General features: G+C 40.9%; 17 protein-coding genes. 4 read left to right on the top strand and 13 right to left on the bottom strand.

Going from position 1 to position 21,075, the window contains the following annotated elements; genetic code table 11:
- Positions 1–40 precede the first annotated feature (40 nt).
- Positions 41–1,738, bottom strand: a complete 1,698-nt coding sequence (locus ABD985_RS02275) for an N-acyl-D-amino-acid deacylase family protein (RefSeq protein ID WP_345368850.1) — start codon at positions 1,736–1,738, stop codon at positions 41–43.
- A gap of 124 nt (positions 1,739–1,862) precedes the next feature.
- On the opposite strand from ABD985_RS02275, the gene ABD985_RS02270 reads away from it, so the two are divergent.
- Complete coding sequence (locus tag ABD985_RS02270) at positions 1,863–2,072, top strand: penicillin-binding transpeptidase domain-containing protein (protein WP_345368848.1); 210 nt, start codon at positions 1,863–1,865, stop codon at positions 2,070–2,072.
- Here the strand turns inward: ABD985_RS02270 and ABD985_RS02265 are convergent, their stop codons facing one another.
- The 9 genes from ABD985_RS02265 to ABD985_RS02225 all read right to left on the bottom strand — a co-directional run bounded on the left by ABD985_RS02265 (position 2,073) and on the right by ABD985_RS02225 (position 11,773).
- Entirely contained in the window at positions 2,073–2,879 is an 807-nt protein-coding gene (locus tag ABD985_RS02265; RefSeq protein WP_345368847.1) for a DUF695 domain-containing protein, read from the bottom strand.
- A gap of 116 nt (positions 2,880–2,995) precedes the next feature.
- Positions 2,996–4,018: a tetratricopeptide repeat protein gene (locus tag ABD985_RS02260; RefSeq protein WP_345368845.1), complete on the bottom strand. Its 1,023-nt coding sequence runs from the start codon at positions 4,016–4,018 to the stop codon at positions 2,996–2,998.
- A 48-nt stretch (positions 4,019–4,066) separates the two neighbouring features.
- The gene (locus ABD985_RS02255) at positions 4,067–4,861 is read right to left on the bottom strand and encodes an alpha/beta hydrolase (protein WP_345368844.1); all 795 of its coding nucleotides are present in this window, start codon (positions 4,859–4,861) and stop codon (positions 4,067–4,069) included.
- A gap of 128 nt (positions 4,862–4,989) precedes the next feature.
- The gene (locus ABD985_RS02250) at positions 4,990–5,436 is read right to left on the bottom strand and encodes a DinB family protein (protein ID WP_345368842.1); all 447 of its coding nucleotides are present in this window, start codon (positions 5,434–5,436) and stop codon (positions 4,990–4,992) included.
- A gap of 58 nt (positions 5,437–5,494) precedes the next feature.
- Positions 5,495–6,610 carry a hypothetical protein gene (locus ABD985_RS02245; RefSeq protein WP_345368840.1) on the bottom strand — a complete coding sequence of 372 codons (1,116 nt, stop codon included), beginning with the start codon at positions 6,608–6,610 and terminating at the stop codon, positions 5,495–5,497.
- A gap of 241 nt (positions 6,611–6,851) precedes the next feature.
- Entirely contained in the window at positions 6,852–7,547 is a 696-nt protein-coding gene (locus ABD985_RS02240) for a hypothetical protein (RefSeq protein WP_345368838.1), read from the bottom strand.
- Between the two features lie 367 nt (positions 7,548–7,914).
- On the bottom strand, positions 7,915–8,469 hold the full coding sequence (gene mog / locus ABD985_RS02235) for a molybdopterin adenylyltransferase (protein WP_345368836.1): 555 nt from the start codon (positions 8,467–8,469) through the stop codon (positions 7,915–7,917).
- Between the two features lie 172 nt (positions 8,470–8,641).
- On the bottom strand, positions 8,642–9,859 hold the full coding sequence (locus ABD985_RS02230; RefSeq protein WP_345368835.1) for a GTP-binding protein: 1,218 nt from the start codon (positions 9,857–9,859) through the stop codon (positions 8,642–8,644).
- A 171-nt stretch (positions 9,860–10,030) separates the two neighbouring features.
- On the bottom strand, positions 10,031–11,773 hold the full coding sequence (locus tag ABD985_RS02225; RefSeq protein ID WP_345368834.1) for an ABC transporter ATP-binding protein: 1,743 nt from the start codon (positions 11,771–11,773) through the stop codon (positions 10,031–10,033).
- 286 nt (positions 11,774–12,059) lie between these two features.
- On the opposite strand from ABD985_RS02225, the gene ABD985_RS02220 reads away from it, so the two are divergent.
- Positions 12,060–12,992 carry an aspartyl/asparaginyl beta-hydroxylase domain-containing protein gene (locus ABD985_RS02220; RefSeq protein WP_345368832.1) on the top strand — a complete coding sequence of 311 codons (933 nt, stop codon included), beginning with the start codon at positions 12,060–12,062 and terminating at the stop codon, positions 12,990–12,992.
- A 196-nt stretch (positions 12,993–13,188) separates the two neighbouring features.
- Here the strand turns inward: ABD985_RS02220 and ABD985_RS02215 are convergent, their stop codons facing one another.
- Together ABD985_RS02215 and ABD985_RS02210 are read right to left on the bottom strand one after the other, a co-directional pair.
- Positions 13,189–14,514 (bottom strand): glycerate kinase type-2 family protein, encoded by a 1,326-nt coding sequence (locus ABD985_RS02215; protein WP_345368831.1) that lies wholly within the window; start codon positions 14,512–14,514, stop codon positions 13,189–13,191.
- A 47-nt stretch (positions 14,515–14,561) separates the two neighbouring features.
- Positions 14,562–15,557, bottom strand: a complete 996-nt coding sequence (locus tag ABD985_RS02210; protein ID WP_345368829.1) for a 2-hydroxyacid dehydrogenase — start codon at positions 15,555–15,557, stop codon at positions 14,562–14,564.
- An 810-nt stretch (positions 15,558–16,367) separates the two neighbouring features.
- On the opposite strand from ABD985_RS02210, the gene ABD985_RS02205 reads away from it, so the two are divergent.
- The gene (locus ABD985_RS02205) at positions 16,368–18,473 is read left to right on the top strand and encodes a GEVED domain-containing protein (RefSeq protein WP_345368827.1); all 2,106 of its coding nucleotides are present in this window, start codon (positions 16,368–16,370) and stop codon (positions 18,471–18,473) included.
- Between the two features lie 162 nt (positions 18,474–18,635).
- On the opposite strand, the gene ABD985_RS02200 is transcribed toward ABD985_RS02205, so the two are convergent.
- Complete coding sequence (locus tag ABD985_RS02200) at positions 18,636–18,992, bottom strand: cupin domain-containing protein (protein ID WP_345368825.1); 357 nt, start codon at positions 18,990–18,992, stop codon at positions 18,636–18,638.
- Between the two features lie 435 nt (positions 18,993–19,427).
- Here ABD985_RS02200 and ade point away from each other — a divergent pair, with 435 nt between their 5' ends.
- Positions 19,428–21,065 carry an adenine deaminase gene (gene ade, locus ABD985_RS02195; protein ID WP_345368823.1) on the top strand — a complete coding sequence of 546 codons (1,638 nt, stop codon included), beginning with the start codon at positions 19,428–19,430 and terminating at the stop codon, positions 21,063–21,065.
- The last annotated feature ends 10 nt before the right edge of the window (positions 21,066–21,075 follow it).

The raw sequence follows: 21,075 nt of genomic DNA, 5'->3' as shown, positions 1-21,075 counted from the left end.
TAGCGAGGACGCTACGACCAGATACGTCATTGATCATTGATCATTGCTCACTGTTCACTGCCAACTGTTCTGTCACTTTCCAGCTCTCTACAGAGACTTCTTTTCCATACCCTGGTCCTTTCACAAACTGTCCTGGAGTTTCTCCGGTATGCTCTCCGTTAGCGATCACCCTTACGCCATTGACCAGTACATGCTCCATTCCTACAGCGTATTGGTGGGGTTTACGGAAAGTTGCCTTGTCTGCTATACGATCAGGATCGAAGACGATAACGTCCGCATAATACCCTGGCTTTAATGTCCCCCTCTTTTGAATATTAAATTTTTGGGCTGGTAATGCGGTAGCTTTATGAATTGCTTCCTCTAGAGATAGTACTTTTTCCTCTCGAACGTATTTGCCCAACAAACGAGCAAAGTTGCCAAACGTCCTTGGGTGGGTCATACTTTCCAACTCCTTTCCTTCTGCTGCCACGGAACGAGCATCAGAGCAAAAGCTCATATAAGGCAATTGCATTTGCTTGCGTACATTTTCTTCTGACATCAGGAAGTATACGGCTCCTATTCCGGATTGATTTTCTACCAGCAAGTCAATAATGGTCTCTGCAGGAGATGTTTCTCTAATGGTTGCCACTTCTCCTAAATCCATTCCGATATATTGATTCAGGGAATCCACATCAAACTCCAGCAGCAAGATATTTTCTGGCTTTCCGGCAGCCCTGTAGAAATTCTCCCATTCTGTCTCTTCGCTTTCCATCTCCGCAATCACTTGTGCTCGAATCTCAGGATCTTGCAATCGCTCCATCCACTTTTTCTTTCCTCCTGCCCTTACCCAAGGGGGCAAGCAAGCCCACAGTCCTGTAGAAGCGCCCGTATAAGTATACATATTGGTCGTGATGGTCAATCCTGCATGATTGACTGAATCAATTCTGGCCAATACCTCATCAAGTTTATGCCAGTTAATTTCCCCTGCCGCTTTAAGGTGGTGAATCTCAGCAGGGATATCTGCCGCTGCAGCGATATACAATAGTTCGTCCAAAGCTTCCAGAAAGCGATCTCCTTCACTGCGCATATGGGAAGTATATACTCCTCCATACACTGAAGCCGTTTTAGCCAACGCCACCAGCTCTTCCGTAGAAGCAAAAAATGCTGGCGCATAGATCAAGGATGACCCTACGCCCAAGGCGCCCTCTTCCATTGAGTTGGCAACCAACTGCTGCATTTCTTGCAACTGCTCAACGGTTGGAAGTGTATCCTCATTTCCCAATACATATTGTCTTACCGTCGTAGCTCCCACAAAAGAAGCAATATTGGTTGACACCCCTTTACGCTCCAGCTCCTGCATATGCTCTCCAAAAGTCCCAATGGCTCCTTTTGAACGTGCCTCTTCTGTACGCTTATAAGGCCCAAGCGAAGAGCCTTCACCAAACACTTCCAAGGTTACCCCTTGTTTTAAGTCACTCATTGAACGACCGTCCGAGAAAAATGTGCGACCCGCCCAACTCAAGGCATTGATCATCCCTGGCGCTACGGCTTTCCCTTCAGCATCAATCTCTGTTGCTGCCGACATTTCTGAAAGATCTCCTATAAAGGCAATCGTATCTCCTTGAATACCGATATCGGCTATGATAGGGGTAGCACCACTTCCATCATAGACCGTTCCTCCACGGACAATGACCTCATAATCGTGACATGCAGACAGTAGTAGTACTAATAGTAAGTAAGTTGTTCCTATTCTGTTCATCTTGTAATGGTTGATTATTTTTGGCTTATTGGTTATTGCTTATCGTTTACAGGCAATAAACAAGCAACCAATTAGAAGAAACGCTGACATAGCATCTCTAGAATAGGAGGGTAAAAAGTAGTTTTTGTACTATATCTGCTTATTCAACGAAGAGTATACCCTACATTCCAAAACGGGATGGGGCAACAATACAGACTGGAATGTCGGCTATATAGAAACTTCCGATACGGTTTGGGTATTTGCTTTGAATATGGATATGAGGGATGCCAAAGTGGCTCCCCTCAGAAAATCAATCATCTATGAGATTCTGAGGGAAGAGGGGATTATTGAGTAGTTAATTTTCAGGTAAGTTTAAACTCCATTCAATATACTTTCCATTATGTTTTTTTGCTGTTTTTTTAATGTATCTAAGGTTATAATCCATATCCTCTTGCGTAATGGGGGTTTCATGAGAGATAATTAACACCTGGTCATTCGTTGACTTTTCAGTGTAAAGTACTTCTTTAGTGAATCCTAACTTCCCAATTCGATTCATTAATGCGACTACATCTCCTTCTCTTTTAAGCTGTAGGGTATAGTACGCCTTATCGAACTTAGACAATTCAACCCCTGCCTCTTCTAACTCCTTTAACCGCTCCCCTAAATCATTTTCATTATTATGTTTCACTGGTTCATCAGGTGGGTATAAGAATGTCAAATACTCCTTCCACTGCTTATCTTCTTTAATACTTATAATCTCTGAGTAATTAGATCTTTTGGACTTATAGTACTTTTGAAGAGTACCTCTTATTCCTAGTGTATCAGATACGTAAAAAAATGATAATCTCCTACAATCTGCCGTAAATGCCCCTGCCAACATTTTTGATGACAATAACTGTCCTATCTCATCTTCTATCTCGTATAGAACGGTCATTTCATCCTTAGTTGGCATTCCATTTTCACGACATTTTTCATAGTCTACGCCTGTTACCACCAAAAATGGGAAATACTGATTTGGAGCCTGACTTTTCAAGTTCATGTCCACCATCGTAGAACCGATCACTCCTCCAGAATACTCCATTTGATAAACACCCCAACTCGGTGCTTGTGAATAAGACAGAAGAGGAAAAAATAAAAGGTATATTAATTTGAAATACTTCATTTTTTGTTATTTAACTAAAATTCACTTATCAACGCCAACATACTGTAATGCCACAGGCAAATCAATTACCTTTTTTTCAAATAGGCAATTAAAAATTGATATCCGATATTTGTCAATCAATTCTGCAACCAGTTATCAAAATCTTCAAGCTTACTATTATTCTCTAGCAGCCACTTTCTTGAATTCTCATTACTACTTTGGGTGATATACTTACAATACGTCTCCAGATGTTCACTTTGTGCTAAATCATAAAAGAAAGCAGTATACAACGTCCACCAAATCTCCTGATCTTCTTCTTTTCTCAGCTCTCCTAGCATGGTAAAAAAAGATCCTGTATTTTCTACAAACAACTGGTCTTCTGACTTGTCCCTATTTTCCTCCAAGGACTTAGAAGCTTCAAGCATGAGAACCATTAATTCTGCGGCTCCAAATTGACTCGTATTATTTAAGCTTAACATGATATCAACCGCATTAGGATTACTCTCATTTTCAGATACATTTCTTCCAAAGTTATCTTGAAGCATTTCTAAAGCTGCTGCTGACCTCTGGGTGCCGGCCTCTAAAAAAAGAAAATAATAGGTCGCTAGTAACGCCTGAACTGAATGTCCTCTTAGGTTATGAATATTAGCCAACATCAAATGACTACTGGCATGGCTAGAATTTGTTTCAATGGCTTTGATTACATTTTCTTCTGCCATATCAAAGTTATTCATCTTATAATAATTCAGCGCTAGGTTGTAGTACAGTAGATAATGGCCCCCAATGTTCTTAATGGCTTTCTCAAACAACTTGATTGATTTTTTAGTCTTACCCAAGAGATCTAATGCTGATCCTTTCGTCATATAGGCTTGAAGCATATAGCTTTCCTTTTGTTTCAATACAACATCAGAATACTTAATCACCTCTTTATAATCTCCCTTCTTGAAGTAGCTCAAAGCCATTTCATAATTTACGAGTGCCGATTTTGGATCTATTTCTAATGCTTTTTTATAAGTAGCAATGGCTTTTTCATAATCGCCATTATCATGATATTGCACTCCTTCCTTCACTAAGTCTTCTATATTGGATTGCCCAAAGCCTTGAAGACCTAAGAAGGTCAATAGCAACAATAGCCCGATATGCTTGATTATCATATTCATAGTATTTAAAAGTAACAAATGAGAATATTAGAAATTGTTTGAGTCTTATCAGGGTTGATCAACCAACTTTCTGGAAATAAAGCCTAACACCTTCTGAAAATAAGCCCCCCCTCCTAGCTCCCATACATTCAGGTGACCGGCTCCTTCGATGGTTGTGAATTCTTTGTCAGTGCTTGCCAAAGCAGTAAAATTTATTCGACCGTTTTCTATATTAATCTGTTGATCGGCATCTCCATGGGCAAAAAATACAGGTTGTTGTATCTGTTTGCAGTACTCCACGGTTCTGGCTTTTGAAGGGTCGAAATCACCTATCGCCCCTGCCCTATTCACGAGATAAGCAGTCAAGGGCTTGAGATCAAAATTCAAATAGTAACGGGAATAATCTCCAATGATCTTTCTGAAATCCGAGAATGTACTTTCTACAACCCCAAATACTATACGACGGTCAACAGCCATAGCTTGCAAAGCGACCGCTCCCCCGAGTGACCTTCCCCAAACTCCTATATGATCCGTAATCCCTTCTTCTTGATTCAGGTAATCAATCAACGCGGATACATCTTGTTTTTCCTTGATTCCAAAAGTACAGTATTTCCCTCCACTTTCTCCATGTCCACGCAAATCGATCGCCACCGTATGATATCCCGCAACCGACAGTTTCTTACTTACTGTAGTATAACACTCTTTGCCCGATCGTATGCCGTGCAGTAAAATAATGGTTCCCTTGACCTCTTTCCCCTCAGCATATAATAAGTTTCCTTTGATTGGAATATCGTCAAATGATAAAAATGAAATTTGCTTTCCGACAGGAGATACCCCTCCCGGCTTGCGATCAGTTCGAAACATCCTCAGAAATTTAACCATCGGATTTTGGACCTCTGTGATGACTCTTGGGGCATAAAAGTGTAAAAAAAATAGGCTTGTAGATAAGCCTGTAACGACTAAAAAAATCATAACTCTGTACTTCTTAATGTTCATCCTTTTGTTATTTGCTTCAGATGATGTTCCAAATGCTCCACGTAGTCTTCCATTAAAAACTTCAGATCAGAGACCGCTCCATTACCCAATACAATTTCAAACCCTAACGTCTCTTCCGATTGTTGTTTCATTAATGCTTGTATCCTATTATTCACAGCTACCCAAGCCCCTACGATCTCCTTGATATCTGCCTTTTGATAACTATTTGCTATCACTAGCTCATCTTGATTGTATTTTCTTATTCTATATGGTTTACATTCAAATTGAATTTCCGTAAACCTTTGCAGATTATTAATTCCAGAATCGATCAAATGTCCTATAATCTCTTTCTTTGACCATTTCTCAGGATTCGGCTTGTCATTTAAATCTGACTGTGAACACCTCCCAATATAATCCACTCCAACCTCTAATAGTTGCTCTAATTTTCTTATTGTTTGTTCCATTTTATTCTATTAACCTAGAAGCCATTAATATAAACCTTGGTCGACTACCTCTACGTACCTATTCCTTTGTTATTATCTTTTCAATATATTGTAGCATATCACTTTTCCATGCCACTCCCACCTTATTATCCTTAAACTGAATAGCATAAAAGTCTATTATTTGGCTAGGACTTAACTGGCCTATAAAGTGCAGGTATTTCACCTCCTCAATAAACGTTTCCGTTTTCTGCTCTAGAAGAGCTCCTTTTTCAAGGGTGTCTGTATCATTATTCAGGAGCAAGTTTCTTTCCTTTTCGGATCGAGTAGTCGTTAAATAGGTATTATCTACGGCTACTTTTTCAATTTGGGTAGCTTCCACTTTTCCTGTACCATTACAGTAGGCACATCTCCCAGGTCTCCATCTTAATTCTTGTTTTAATCTTTTTATATCATCCCAGTCAACATGTCCCTTTCCTAAACATCTAGGGCACTCCTCTTCAAGGATCGTTGTTAAATCACTTGATTTTTTTGAGTTATTTTCAAAGTTCATAATATTATTCAAATGAGGAGCTCTTGCATTTGGATAGTACGTACTCACCTCCCCTGTTGCAGGTATAAATATGTCCGCTGCCTCCAATAAATCCAATCTATTTATTAGGCAGTATTCCAAACAATTCAATAGAGACTCCTTGTTATAATCACCAATAGTTTCTTCTACTATTGAGTGATTCTTTTCATCTTCCAATAGCATTTTTAGAGCACCAATATTTTCATAAGGGACATAGGTTCCAGAGGAGTAATTTCCTATAATTTGATTATGAGCCTGATCAAATAGGAACCTCGTTTCTTCCCTAGCAATGGATGAGATCTCTTTAAAAATACTTTTGAATTCTGGGTATGTTTTTAAAGCGGAAAGCATTCCTCCTCTAGCATACCAGTATGGGTGTAAGTATCCTAAAATGGCCGTTATCGCTAACCCAACGGTTTGCTCATACGCTGAATCTCCCATCTTTACTTCTTCAATAAAATCTCCTATACGACTATAGACATTCGCACTTAATACTGCTTGCTCTTCCCTATCTGAGTGCACTTTAGCCAATCGGCTAACATATTCACTTGGTGCTTGGATGACATCTTCGATATAGTAGCTAAATTCTTTTCTACTAAAAGGATGGAATGTTATATCGTAACCCATATTTGTCTGATAAATTGAAATTGATCATTTTAACTAATTCTTCTTTCAATCTAACCACGTCTTGAATTTATTCAAAATATTCTACAGTGATTTCTAATTTTAGATCTTAAATAAAAAAGGCATACACAACATGTTTATTACACATTGAATATGCCTATACACTATCATTGCTTTTCATTTTTATAAAACAGTACTCATCTTAGAGCTTGCTTGGAATACGTCTTTAGATATTAATCCCTGCCTACTTCAACTTTAGACTTTGGTATATTTTAAGCATATCCTTGTCTGATAAATCTCCTCTTTTTTCAGCCCAGAAACTCAATTGCTTTGAACACCAACGATATCCTGTGCAACTGCTAAAGTCGATCATATACGTTCCTGATTTCCTACCTTCTCCCTTATGGGGTATAAATATCCGTTTAAAGGTTGAATCCGCTTCCGTTACATAAAACTCCGTTTTTTGAATGATGTCCGGTATTATTATTTCAACAGATAATATATTTGAGTCAATTTCACATTTACCTTCAAAAGTCTCAGGGTGCTTCTTGTAATATGAACTATCATTTTCAATCCAAGGGGTAATATCGAAATGAGCTTTGTAAACATACTTTGAAAGCGAATCTACTTTTAATAACAAGGGGTTATCCTCATCAAAATAGAGAAACAAGAAATCTGGTATTACCCATTCTTTCTCTTCAATATACTCCTTAACAGAAAGGGTCATTTTAGGAGAATAATATCCATAGTCAAAAAAGAATACAGTACTATCGACGATGATTTTAGAAGCATATGAATCAGGAGAAGATAGTGCCTCATTCTTTGATTCTACAGGAAGTTCTACCGTAAAATCACCATAATCAACTACTTGCCATTTTTCTTGAGCAAGAGTAATTCTTGTACTGAGTAAAGCTAAAAGTGTAATGATATATCGTTTCATAATAGAAGGGGTATAGGTAGCAATTCGAACAGGGCAATGCCTTCAAGTTAAGCTAAATACTAGTCCTAGCGTCCTCGCTAGGACTTTAAACATTATTTGAGCGTCCACGCTCAAGCTTATAAAACAGGAGCGAGGACGCTCCCATTATGTCTTGGTCTTTGCGAGGACGCAAAGACCAGTGTTTACCATTTCGTTAAGTTGACGGCATTGCGCCTCACTGCGAGGGTCCACGGGCGAACAGTATTTATTACCAATACTATTGTTTCGTAAACCCTTGCGGTGACGCAAGGGCCTACATCATTTGATCTCTATCAATGATGACCTTGGTAAGGTACCCTTTTACCCCATATTGGACAGATACATTTTTTCATTTCTGCTTTGGTCTGAATGGCTTGATCACCTCTTCATTACATTCCAAAAATGGCCCTTCCATCAGATCAATACAATAGGGAATTGCAGGAAACACCGCATCCAGACATTCCCTAATAGACTTGGGCTTACCGGGTAAGTTAAGAATCAAGCTTCCTTTTCTGAGGCCTGCCGTTTGCCTTGAAAGAATGGCTGTGGGAACATACTTTAATGACTCTGCCCGCATAAGCTCACCAAATCCGGGCATCATGCGATCACACACTGCTTCTGTAGCCTCTGGGGTAACGTCCCTTTTTGCGGGGCCGGTACCACCAGTGGTAATCACCAAACAGCAATGCTGCTTATCCACCAAATCAATCAGTGTTTTTTCAATGGTGGCTTGCTCGTCAGGGATCACTTCATAGCATGCTCTCCATTGAGAAGTGAGGTATTCATAAAGGGTATCAATGATGGCTTTTCCACTCATATCTTCATATACTCCTGCACTTGCTCTATCACTTACAGTTACAATTCCTATTTTAGCAATTGGGGTATTATCTGTTATTTCTTTCATCTTAAAAAATCTGCTCGTATCGTTAATTAACTGATACATCAAATGGACACCATGTAATGGGTTATCGCTTATTGGTTATCGTTTATAAACAATAAGCGATAACCCATTACATCGCATCTCTAAACTGTATATTATCCGTAGACAGCGACAATATTAACCTTAAACACTATAGTTAATCCAAAGGATAAGTCCTTTCTACTGGCCACGCATCCTCATAGTCTTGTTTCCAGTTGCCCTTAGCAAGCTCTTCCTCTGTCAGCAAGCACTGGTCGAGATCGGCTTTAATTTGCTCCTGATCCATATCCTGGCCAATCAATACGATTTCATTTTTTCGATCACCAAATCTATCGTCCCAACTTTCTTCGATTATCTTTTTATTTTCGATATAAGCCAAATATTGCACTCGCTTTTCACGAGGCATACTACTCCACCATACTCCTGCACTATCTGCTTTTAGGGAACCACCTGCCTGACTCCAAACCAACGCTTGCCCTGGTCTTGAAGCTAACCAGAATAGTCCCTTACTTCGAATAACCGTATTCGGGAACATGGTTTGAATATAGATCCAGAAGCGGTCTGGATCGAACGGTTTATTGCTGCGGTAAACAAAGGAAGAAATCCCATATTCCTCCGTTTCAGGGGTGTGCTCTCCTTTATTGAGCTCCTCAATCCAACCAGCACTTTGCTCTGCCTCTTCAAAATCAAATAATCCCGTATTAAGGATTTCTTTAGGAGCCACTTTACTATAGCTGGATGTTATAATACGAGCAGAAGGATTTAATTTGTGTATTGCCGCTTTTAATAAACCAAGATGCTCTTCGCTCACCAAGTCGGTTTTATTCAAAATGATCACATTGGCAAACTCTATCTGGTCTGTCAATAAGTTTACAATCGTACGGTAATCCCCATCGATATCAGTCAGCTCCCTATCCATTAAGGTTTCTGGACTTCCAAAATCCTTGAAGAAATTAAAAGCGTCCACTACAGTCACCATGGTATCTATGTAGCTGAATCTAGAAAGGTCTATCCCATTTTCTTCATCGATAAATGAGAATGTTTGGGCTACAGGAATCGGCTCACTAATTCCGGTACTTTCAATCAACAAGTAGTCAAAGCGGTTTTCCTTCGCCAAACGCTCCACCTCAATCATCAGGTCTTCTCGCAGTGTACAGCAAATACAACCGTTACTCATTTCTACCAACTTCTCTTCCGTTCGGGATAGCGTATTCTCACTTTTTACCAATTCAGCATCCACATTCACCTCGCTCATATCGTTGACGATCACGGCCACTTTCAAGCCCTCTTTATTGTGTAGGATGTGATTAAGTAATGTCGTTTTTCCTGCTCCAAGAAAACCACTTAGAACGGTTACGGGTAATTTGCCTTTCATGTTTTTTATATTTAAATGCGACAGTGTTGCAATTTAATCATAAAAGACTAGCATTACAATAGGATGGAGGTGGGATAGGAAAGGTTGCATACAAACAAAAACACAGGGCGATGCCCTGTGCTGTGGCGATGCCCTGTGCTATGACAATACTTTGTACTATAGTCTATAATTTTATATTCTAGCCTGATAGGTATACAAATCATAATACCTTCCTTCTCGCTGTATCAGTTCCTCGTGCGTTCCTTGCTCGGCAATTTGTCCTTGCTCAATCACCAGGATATTGGTCGCCTGACGAATGGTGCTTAGACGGTGAGCAATCACGAAGGTGGTTCTTCCTTTCATCAGCTCATTCAAACTTTTCTGGATGTAAGCCTCACTTTCGGTATCCAGATTGGAGGTCGCTTCATCCAGAATAAGGATACGGGGATCTGCCAGGATCGCTCTACTGATAGCAATACGCTGACGTTGCCCACCGGATAGCTTAACACCTCTTTCACCAATGACGGTATCCAACCCTTGTTCAAAACGGTCAGTAAACTCGTTGACATAAGCGGCTTGTACGGCGTTCATCAACTCCTCCTCGGTAGCATCGGCACGGGCAAAAAGAATATTTTCACGGATGGTCCCCTCAAACAGGAAGTCATCTTGCAATACTACGCCCAACTGACTTCTAAAGCTTTGGAGCTGCACGTTGGACAAGTCTTGTCCGTCTACGGTGATACTTCCGCTATCTGGCTTCAGAAAAGAGGCCACCAAACTAGCGATGGTAGACTTTCCGGAACCTGAGGTACCGACCAAGGCTGTTACCGTTCCTGCCGGGGCCTCAAAGCTGATATCGTGCAATACTTCACTCCCTTCTTCATAAGAGAAACATACCTGATCGAACTTCACATCTCCACGAACCCTTGGTAAAGCTGTCTTGTGCTCTGTATCATCTTCCTCTGGTGACATGTTCATGATTTCTTCCGTTCGGTCCAATCCGGCAAATGCTTCTGTTAGTTGGCTTCCGATATTTCCCATCTGTACGATAGGCGCAATCATAAATCCTAGATAAAGCGTAAAAGCAAGGAAATCACCAATGGTCAGTTCACCCTGAACAATCAGGTAGCCACCGATACCCATAATACCCACACTGGCCAATCCCAGCAACAGCGTACCCAAACTGGTCACCAATGCTGTAGAGGTCAAACTTTTCTTGACGTTCTGGAATAGCTCCTCTACCCCATTCTCAAAGGTCTTCACTTCCTGAGCTTCTGCATTAAAGCCCTTGATGACCCTTACGCCATTCAGTGTTTCAGTCAATCTACCGGTTACTGCTGCATTGATCTCTCCCCTCTTGCGAAAGATCGGACGGATAAAGGAAAAGGCTTTCATGGAAACAAAAGCAAAGATTCCTACAGGAATCAATACATAGACGGTCATGATCGGAGAAATCCGGATTAGGAGAAACAGGGAAATTACGGAAGTGATAATTCCTCCGATCATTTGTACCAATCCCGTACCTACCAGATTTCGCACGCCTTCCACATCACTCATGATTCTGGACACTAATGCTCCCGACTTTTGGCTATCGAAATATGCCACTGGCAAGGTTAAGATCTTGCGCTGTACTTTTACCCTCAATTGAGATATCAGGTATTGGGCTTCCACACTCAACAGACGGGTCAAGGCAAAGGAAGTCACCGACTGTACCACAATCGCCAGCACCACGATCAGAATCAGTTTTTTCAATAGCTCTAAGTCTCCGTTGACAATCACCTCATCTATCAGGTACTTACTCGCTCCGGGCAATATCAATCCCGCTACTTTACTGATGATAATCAGTACTAACCCCAGTAATAGTAGTTTTCTTCGGGGCCATACAATCGTTCGGAATACCTCTCCGATCTTTACATTGGTTTTTGTTTTGCTCATCGTTCTTCTATGTTTATCGCTTGTCGCTTATCGTTTAAAATCAATCAGCGAATAGCAAAAGTATTCTTGATATAACAATGTGGTCTACCGTATGTTCAATTTTTCAAAGATATATCAAGACCTCTAATGTTCTTGATTGCTTTTTATTAATTCAAAGAATTATCCTGTAATTCTAATACTTTTTTGTATAATTACTAGGGCATTCTGTTTATCAATAAAAATTTACAGATTAGCCATACCATTAAATAATTCAATTAAGATTCATTATCCAATACCCTATTATACCATGCTAAACTATCTACTCACTTGGCAATTCTTTGCTATTGCTTTTCTTATTACATCCGCTCTTTATATTCATTTCAGAGGAAAACACCGTCATTCTTTTCTTCGACAGCTAACGGACCATTCTACCTTTATGGCTCCGATTAACTCTCTCATGTACTTATTCTCTTCGGTACCGGGAACTCCTTACCTTTCTTTAAAAGACTTTCCTCAGCTAAAAGTCTTCAAAGACAATTGGGAGACCATCCGAGAAGAAGCGCTAAAACTCGAACAACAAGAAATGATCAAGGGCTCAGACAAGTTCGATGACATTGGCTTTAATTCTTTTTTCAGGAGAGGATGGAAGCGCTTTTATATTCGTTGGTATAATGACTTTCACCCCTCTGCTGTTGCGCATTGTCCTAAAACCATCGAGATGATACAACAAACACCGGGAATCAAAGCAGCCATGTTTGTGGTACTTCCTGCTGGAAGCAAGCTTCCCCAGCACCGTGACCCCTATGCAGGATCCCTACGCTATCACCTTGGCTTGATTACTCCTAACGATGAAAACTGCCGCATTGTGGTCGACCAAGAAGCCTATTCCTGGAGAGACGGAGAAGACGTTCTATTCGACGAAACCTATATTCATTTTGCCGAAAACAATACGGAAAAAGACCGATTGATCTTCTTCTGCGATATCGAACGCCCTATGTGGAGTTTTATTGGCATTTGGCTCAATCGCTTTTTCTCTTGGCTCATTCTAGCTTCTGCTGAATCTCCAAACAGCGAAAGTGACCGAGTGGGTGGACTAAACAAGGCATTTAAATACCTGTATCAATTCCGAGTACTAGGCAAGAAAATCAAGGAACAAAATAAACCTATTTACTATACCTTGAAGTATATGTTATTTATTCTTGCTGGGTACCTGGTTTTCGTATTGCCTACACAACTTTAGCAGTGAGCAGTGAGCAGTGAGCAGTGAGCAGTGAGCAGTGAGCAGTGAGCAGTGAGCAGTGAGCAGTGAAATTGATATTTTGCATGTAAATTATTGACATTGAAGCATTTAATAATTTTCAATTTTCAATGATTAATTTTCATTTATAACTGCTCATTTACTCATTATTCACTGTTTACTGCTCATTGTTCACTGCTCACTGCCCATTATTCACTGCCACAATCAGGTCCATTACATTGGTATATGTTGGCCCTGTAATCATATGAAAGGCTGAATCTTTAAAATAAGTGTAGCTGTCAAAGGCTTCTTTGTACTGAGACAGCTCCTTTCCTTCTTTTTGCAATACCTGAACGGTAGTTCCGTTGACTACTGCTCCCGCAGCATCCGTAGGTCCATCGGTTCCATCCGTTCCGGCACTAAGGATAGTCCAGGAGTGATCTCCTTGTATCAGTTCAGCCGCTAGTAGTGCTCTATGCTGATTTCTTCCTCCTAGTCCATCACCTCTAACATTTAAGGTCGTTTCCCCTCCTAGTAAAAAACAAATAGGTTGTTTTCTAGCTTCCTTACGCAATGATCCCATTTCTCGCTGTAACTGCTGCCACAGCTGTTCCATGCTTTCATGCGTTTCTCCTGAGAATTCATAGGTTAATATTTTTACCTGAAAGCCTAGTTCTTCCGCTTTTGCCTGACATGCTTCTAAAGCCATTCGGTTGCTCCCTAAAAGAACATTCTGCATTTGCTGTAAAGACAACGCCTCTTTCTTTGGTGTTTCTTGACGTCTCCCTTCCACCCCTTCTCTAAGAAGTTCTTTTAGAGAATTTGGAAATTTCTCCCATAAATGATATTCCTGTAAAATAGCTACTGCCTGGGAAAAAGTAGAATCATCTGCTACAGTAGGACCTGAGGCAATTACACTCAACTCATCTCCAAGTACATCTGACAATATTAAACTTAGTCCTTGGGCTGGATAGATTGCTCTCCCCAACTGTCCTCCTTTCAACGTACTAAGATGCTTTCTTACGGTATTAATTTCATGGATGCTTGCTGCTGATTTCGTCAATAAATCATTGGCCAACATAAGGTCTTTAAGAGTCGCTTCTGAAGGCACATCCACTAATAATGCAGAACCGCCTCCAGAAATCAAGGTGATCACCAAATCCCTGGAACTGGTTTGCTCGAGTAAATGCATCAGCTCCTTGGTGGCTTCCACTCCACGTTCATCTGGCACGGGGTGGGCCGCTTCCCGTATCTTGACTGTTTTGCATGGTAATTGGTGTCCATATTTCGTGATCACAACCCCTCCTGAGACATAATTTCCCAATAATTTTTCCAATGCATAAGCCATACGGGCCGAGGCTTTTCCAAAGCCAACTACCCATACATCTTCTATAGATGACAAATCAAAAGATGTATCCCTAATCGTAAATTCCCCATCCTTCAAGGTACAATACTGATCGATTAACTGTTGGGGATCTACCGCTTCCACTCCAGCCCTAAAAATAGTTTTTGCCTGTTCAATCATAGGTTATATCCAAAAATGAACAGGCAATCTACCATTAATTTAAAAAATCACAAGGTGACTTCATTCTCCAACACCTCTCCTTTCTCAAAGGCTGTTAAATTATCGATAGTTACTTTTGCGATCTGTGTGAGTGCAGTATCGGTAAAGAAGGCCTGATGCCCTGTGACCAATACATTGGGAAAAGTAACCAGTTGCATTAACTTCTCATCACTGATCAATGTCTCAGAAAGGTCCTTAAAGAACAATTCTTCTTCCTGCTCATAAACATCCATTCCCAGATACCCCAAGTGTCCTTTCATTAAAGCCCTAATGACCGCTTCTGTATCAATCAACCCACCTCTAGAAGTATTGATTAACATCGCTCCTTGCTTCATTCTCCAAACCGTTTGATCATCGATAATATGCTTGGTTTCCGGTGTCAAAGGACAATGTAAGGAAACAATGTCCGATTGCTCCAGCAAGTCACTCAAGGTTGCATATTTCAGCAACCCTTCTTTTTCTAATTTCTTATTGGGGTAAGCATCCAAGGCTAAAATACGGCAACCAAATCCCTTCATCAACCCGGCAAAGATCTGCCCTATTTTTCCAGTTCCGACTACGCCCACTGTTTTCCCATATAGGTCAAAACCCGTGAGTCGTTCCAGGGAAAAGTTCCCTTCCCTTACCCTATTATAAGCCTTATGCGTTTTGCGATTCAAGGTCAGGATCAATGCCACGGTATACTCCGCTACCGCATGAGGTGAATAAGCTGGCACCCTTACCACTTTAATATTTTGTCGCTTCGCTTCATCCAAGTCCACGTTATTGTACCCAGCACAACGTAAGGCTATAATTTTCACTCCCAGCTCTGCTATAGCACGAATTGCTTCTCCATTCACATCATCGTTTACAAAGACACATACTGCATCAAAACCTTTTGCCAAAGGGGCAGTCATGATCGATAAAGGAGAGTCAAAATACACCAGTTTGTGGGATGAGTCCTTGGACTCCTTTTCTAAAAATTCTTTATCATAAGATTGGGTACCGAAAACTGCGACTTTCATAGGGTTATCTTTTGATTTAAATAAGGTAAATAGATTATAAGAGCTTGCTTGGAGTATCAATCACCTCCCTCCTTTACCTATATAAACTATGAAATGATCCGATGAAGTTCGAGGAACTTTGATAAAAAACAAATACGCTATTACTCCTAACACTTTACCATTTCATTATGAGTGGTTTCTATGTAATAAACGTCCAACAATAATCATTTAGTGACAGCACTCTCACACCCTATTCAATAGGTTTTATCACCAAAGTATATATTATCAATATTAAATATTTTTATAACAAAAATTTTGAAATAATATTTCATTAAACGATAATTAAGCAATTATTAACTAATCACTCCATCGGGTATGTTCCAACATTTGAGAAGAACTATTTTTCTTGGTGACCTTCACCTGCGAGGATTGCAACCAATCTTCGACAATTAGCAGCGTAAGTATTCCTACCCTACTGCGTTGCATTTATGTTCTTGTGATTTCTCTACAGGAATATACCTGCCTTCTATTCCCCATAGTACTACTCTTGTTCATACTGTTGAATTGAGCTTCGCTCGTTCATACTGTTTAGTTGACTCCATTACAAGGGGTCTGCAATTTCAATACTTCGTATTGAGTTGATTCGAGTTGAATTGCTGGTTGATATGGATTAATACTCATACAACATATCAACTCGAATCAACTCACCGAAGGTGAGATTCAACAATTCAACTAAACAGCATGAACGAGCAAAGCTCAATTAAACAACTTGAACAAAATAAGCAGTTAGGGTGTGCTTACTTATTCTTTACACTTTAACACCAATAATTGATGAAACAATTACAACTTATCCTTGTCTTTCTTGTCGCACTACTATCGACTACAACCTATTCTGCTATTGCACAGAAAGGAAAAAACAATTACGCTTATTCCATTGCCGGTGGCACCCCCAATAGCCACGGAAGTATTAACACCAGCTTTGCGACCTTGTTAGCAGGAGGAGCCGAAGCCGGTGCAGCTAGTGAAGTTCCCGCCACCCAATGGTTTCTTAACCATGCTGATGGAGGGGATTATCTAGTGATCAGAACAGGAGGTACAGGCAGTCAGGCTAGCTGGATATGGAGCAACTTCAGTAGCAGCATTAGCTCAGCGGCTGAACTATCCATTGACAATACAGCAGGCGCCAATGACCCAACTGTCGCCCAATATATTCGAGATGCAGAAGCCGTATTCATTGCTGGAGGTGACCAAACCGCTTATATGAACAACTGGAAAGGCACAGAGGTGGAAGCTGCACTCAACTATTTGATACAAGTTAAGAAGGTACCGATTGGAGGAACTTCTGCCGGTATGGCAATCTTAGGTGGAGCTTACTATGCTCCTGCAAGCAGCGGTATCCTATCCTCTGAAATCCTGGATGATCCTTACCATCCTAATACCACCAATTCTATTTTCTACAATGACTTTCTGGAAGTTCCTTATTTGGAAAATGTCATCACAGATACTCACCTGGATAGAGTCCATGGTAGCGGCAATGAAAATCGTTATGGCAGAATCTTCGGTTTATTAGCCAGAACCACTGCTGACACTAACACAGAAAATCGATATGCCATCGGTTGTGATGAAGGTACCTTTGTAGGAATTGATGCCAACGGTATCGCCAGAGTTTTTGGTGATGGAGGCACTTCCCAATACCCTACTAATGCTTATTTTGTACAAGCCAACTGTTCTACTCCTGAGACAATCAGTAATGGCTCTCCACTTGTATGGAACAATGGAGGAGCTGCCGCAAAAGTCTATGTCATTCAAGGCAGTGTCAATGGCAATGGAAATAGCTTCGATTTGAATGATTGGACTTCAGTGTCTGGAGGTGGATGGATGGATTGGTTTACTTCCAATGGATACAGTGGCTTCAATTATGTCAACGGTAATGGCGCAACCATAGGCGCTAGCAGTCCTTCTTGTAATGGAGGTGGCACAGACCCAGATCCTTGTACCACTCCCCACTCCTTATCCGCACAGGATATCACTGCCGAAAGCGCTACCCTATCCTGGGCAAACACTGGAGCTCAGGAATACGAACTGAACTATCGCATACAGGGAGATAATAACTGGACTATTGTTTTCAGCACTCCAAATAGCTATACCCTAAATGGACTTATTCCTGAAACTACCTATGAATTTCAGGTAAAAGCCAATTGCGGAAGTGCTTCCAGTACCTTCTCTACCACACAAACCTTAATCACTGCTACTTCCGGTGGCAACCCAGTTACCTACTGTGATGCATCCGCTACTTCCACACAGTATGAATATATTGATGAGGTAAAAATGGATAACAGCAGTAACCTATCGGGAGACGATAATGGTTACGGAGATTATACAAACGTGACCTTTAACCTTTCTGCTGGCAATAGTCATACGGTCACGGTGTATCCTAGCACGAGTGACCGAGAGCGTTTTATCGCTTGGATTGACTTCAACCAAGATGGTGACTTTGATGATGCCGGAGAGGAAATTCTCTACGCTTCTTCCAGAAGAAGCGTGTCCAGCAATTTCACAGTCCCTACCAATGCAAAGTCAGGAGACACCCGTATGCGAGTGGCTATGCAATATGCCAGTGATGGCACCCCTACCTCTTGTGGTTCTTTCACTTACGGAGAAGTAGAGGACTATACTATTTCTATACAAGGAGGAAGTGCTCGTTGGTCTACCGCTCCAACTACTTTGAGCATTTACCCTAACCCAAGTACGGGAATCTTTACGGTAAACAGCGACCTAAATCAACTTCTGAGTATTGAGGTATACCAACTAAGTGGTAAGAAGATCTTAACCACCTCAGAGAATACCATCGACCTTACCGCTGAGAAATCGGGGCTGTACTTGGTAAAGGTTTATCTTGAAACAGGAGTGATTGCTCAAAAAATCTTGAAGCAATAATCTCTGTTGAATCGTTGAATTTCACCTTTGGTGAGTTGAATTGAGCTTCGCTCGTTGATTCGAGTTGAACGGTTGATTGATGTATCTACACTTTCATACAACGTATCAACTCGAATCAACGATTCAACGAGCGAAGCTCAATTCAACGATTCAACAATTACATTAAGCATCCCGATGCACCGTATCCATTGAAAATGCAGGAAGGCAAATAGCCATATAATGCGCTCCCCCTTCATAAGGAGAGCTATATTGCACCCAAGTCCCTTTAGGGATCAGAATAGCTTGACCTGCACTTACCTTTTGCTCTCCTTCTTTGGTCTTAACATGCAAGGCTCCTGTTAACACGACCGTATACTCATCAAATTCTGGTGTCTGCCCAGGTTCCGTCCATCCTTCTGGACTACTCATACGGGCAATACTTACATTGGCATCTTGGGAGTTTACCCTGCCGAAAAATTCTTCAATCAATTTTGGCTTGTTGCCTGCGGCTTCAATGATGGTTGGTTTTTCTATAAACATCTTCTTTGTGATTAATTTGTTGAGGCTGCTTACGCAGCAAGTTGAGTTTCACCTTTGGTGAGTTGAGTATTCTACCTATTAGACTAAATCCAGTAACATGCAGATGATTGCCTCACGGCAAGCATGGCACGCAGCCAATAGCAATCAATTTACTATAGTGTTTAAGGTTAATTCTGTCGCTGTCTACGAAATTATATACAGTTTAGAGACGCCATGTAATGGGTTACCGCTTATCGTTTATAAACAATAAGCGATAACCGATAAACATATATCATCCGACCGCTGCAATATTAACTACTATAGATTCTTCTTATCTGTTAATGATTCAATCTTCAAGGAGTAAAGCAATACATTCTCCACAAGAATATTAATTATACTATTAACTTTGTACCTTAAAAGTATAATTAAAGAATCAATTTACCAGAATCCAGCAAAATGAGTTCATTCACAATAAAAGCTCACCTCATTGATATCCATCAGCGTAAAACTTATCCTGCACAACTGGAAGTGGCCGATGGTAAAATCGCAAAGATTACACCTATCACAGCGGATGAAGTCACCACTCCTTATTATATTGCACCGGGTTTGGTGGATGCCCATATCCATATTGAAAGCTCTATGCTTGTCCCTAGCGAATTTGCCAAAATCGCTGTTACTCACGGTACGGTAGCTACTGTATCTGATCCCCACGAGATAGCCAATGTATTGGGTATGGAAGGAGTACGTTATATGATTGATAACGGCAATACCGTTCCATTGAAATTTAACTTCGGTGCCCCTTCTTGTGTTCCTGCGACATCCTTTGAGACTGCTGGAGCTGAACTTGGTCCCGATGACATCCGTACCCTAATGGCAATGGATGAAGTCAAGTACCTGGCAGAAATGATGAACTGGCCGGGCGTATTATTCAAGGACCCCATGGTGATGGAAAAAATTGCCATAGCTCACGAAGCTGGTAAGCCTGTAGATGGACATGCTCCCGGACTAAAGGGAGAACAAGCCGCACAGTATGCTGCCGCAGGTATTAGTACCGATCATGAATGTGTTGCCGCAGACGAAGCGCTAGATAAGCTGAAGGTCGGCATGAAAATACAGATTAGAGAAGGAAGTGCCGCTAAGAATTTTGAGGCCTTGATTGAGTTGGCCAAAGAACACGCACATCAAATGATGTTCTGTTCCGATGATAAACATCCACATGAGCTCAAGGAAGGACACATCAACCAGCTTATTCAAAGAGGATTGGCAAAAGGGGTTGATTTGTATGACCTTCTAAACATGGCTTCTGCCAACATCGTCAACCACTACAAGCTCAACGTTGGCCTACTACAAGAAGGAGACCCTGCCGATTTTATTCTGATCGATAGTCCCGAGCAGTTCAATATACAACGTACCTATATTGATGGAGAATTAGTCGCTGAAAATGGACAATCTCATATCACTGCGGACACAGCCCCTATTATCAACCACTTTGATACTTCACACAAAGCCGTTACTGATTTTGAGGTAGATGCAGCAAGTGAACATCTCAAGGTCGTAGTAGCAGAAGATGGTTCTTTGCTTACTGGTAGTGAAACTGTTGAATGTCTTATCAAAGATGGAAAAGCCGTTTCCAATACCGAGAAAGATATCCTTAAATATACCGTAGTTAATCGTTATAAAAATGCCACTCCGGCGATCGCATTTATCAAAAACTTTGGGTTGAAAAAAGGGGCGATTGCAACCTCTGTGGCACACGACTCTCATAATATTCTTGCGGTAGGTGTCGATGATGAACAGTTGTGCAAGGCGGTTAATACCGTTATTGACAATAAAGGAGGAATTGCTGTAGTAGACGGAGATCAAGTATATAGTATTCCTTTACCTGTTGCAGGGTTAATGACTAATCAACCTGCTGAGCGCATTGCAGAGGAATACAATGAACTTCTAGCCAAGGCAGCTGTATTAGGCAGCACATTACATGATCCTTTTATGAGTTTATCATTTATGGCACTGTTGGTCATCCCTGCCTTGAAGTTAAGTGACAAAGGACTCTTTGATGGAGAAAAATTTGAGTTCACCCCACTTTTCGTATAATTCAATTTTT

Origin of the sequence: Algivirga pacifica (assembly GCF_039543525.1) — a bacterium.
In the GTDB taxonomy this organism is placed as follows: Bacteria; Bacteroidota; Bacteroidia; order Cytophagales; family Flammeovirgaceae; genus Algivirga; species Algivirga pacifica.
Note: the sequence above shows the minus strand (reverse complement) of the source record. Positions and strands in the feature narration are given on the sequence as shown.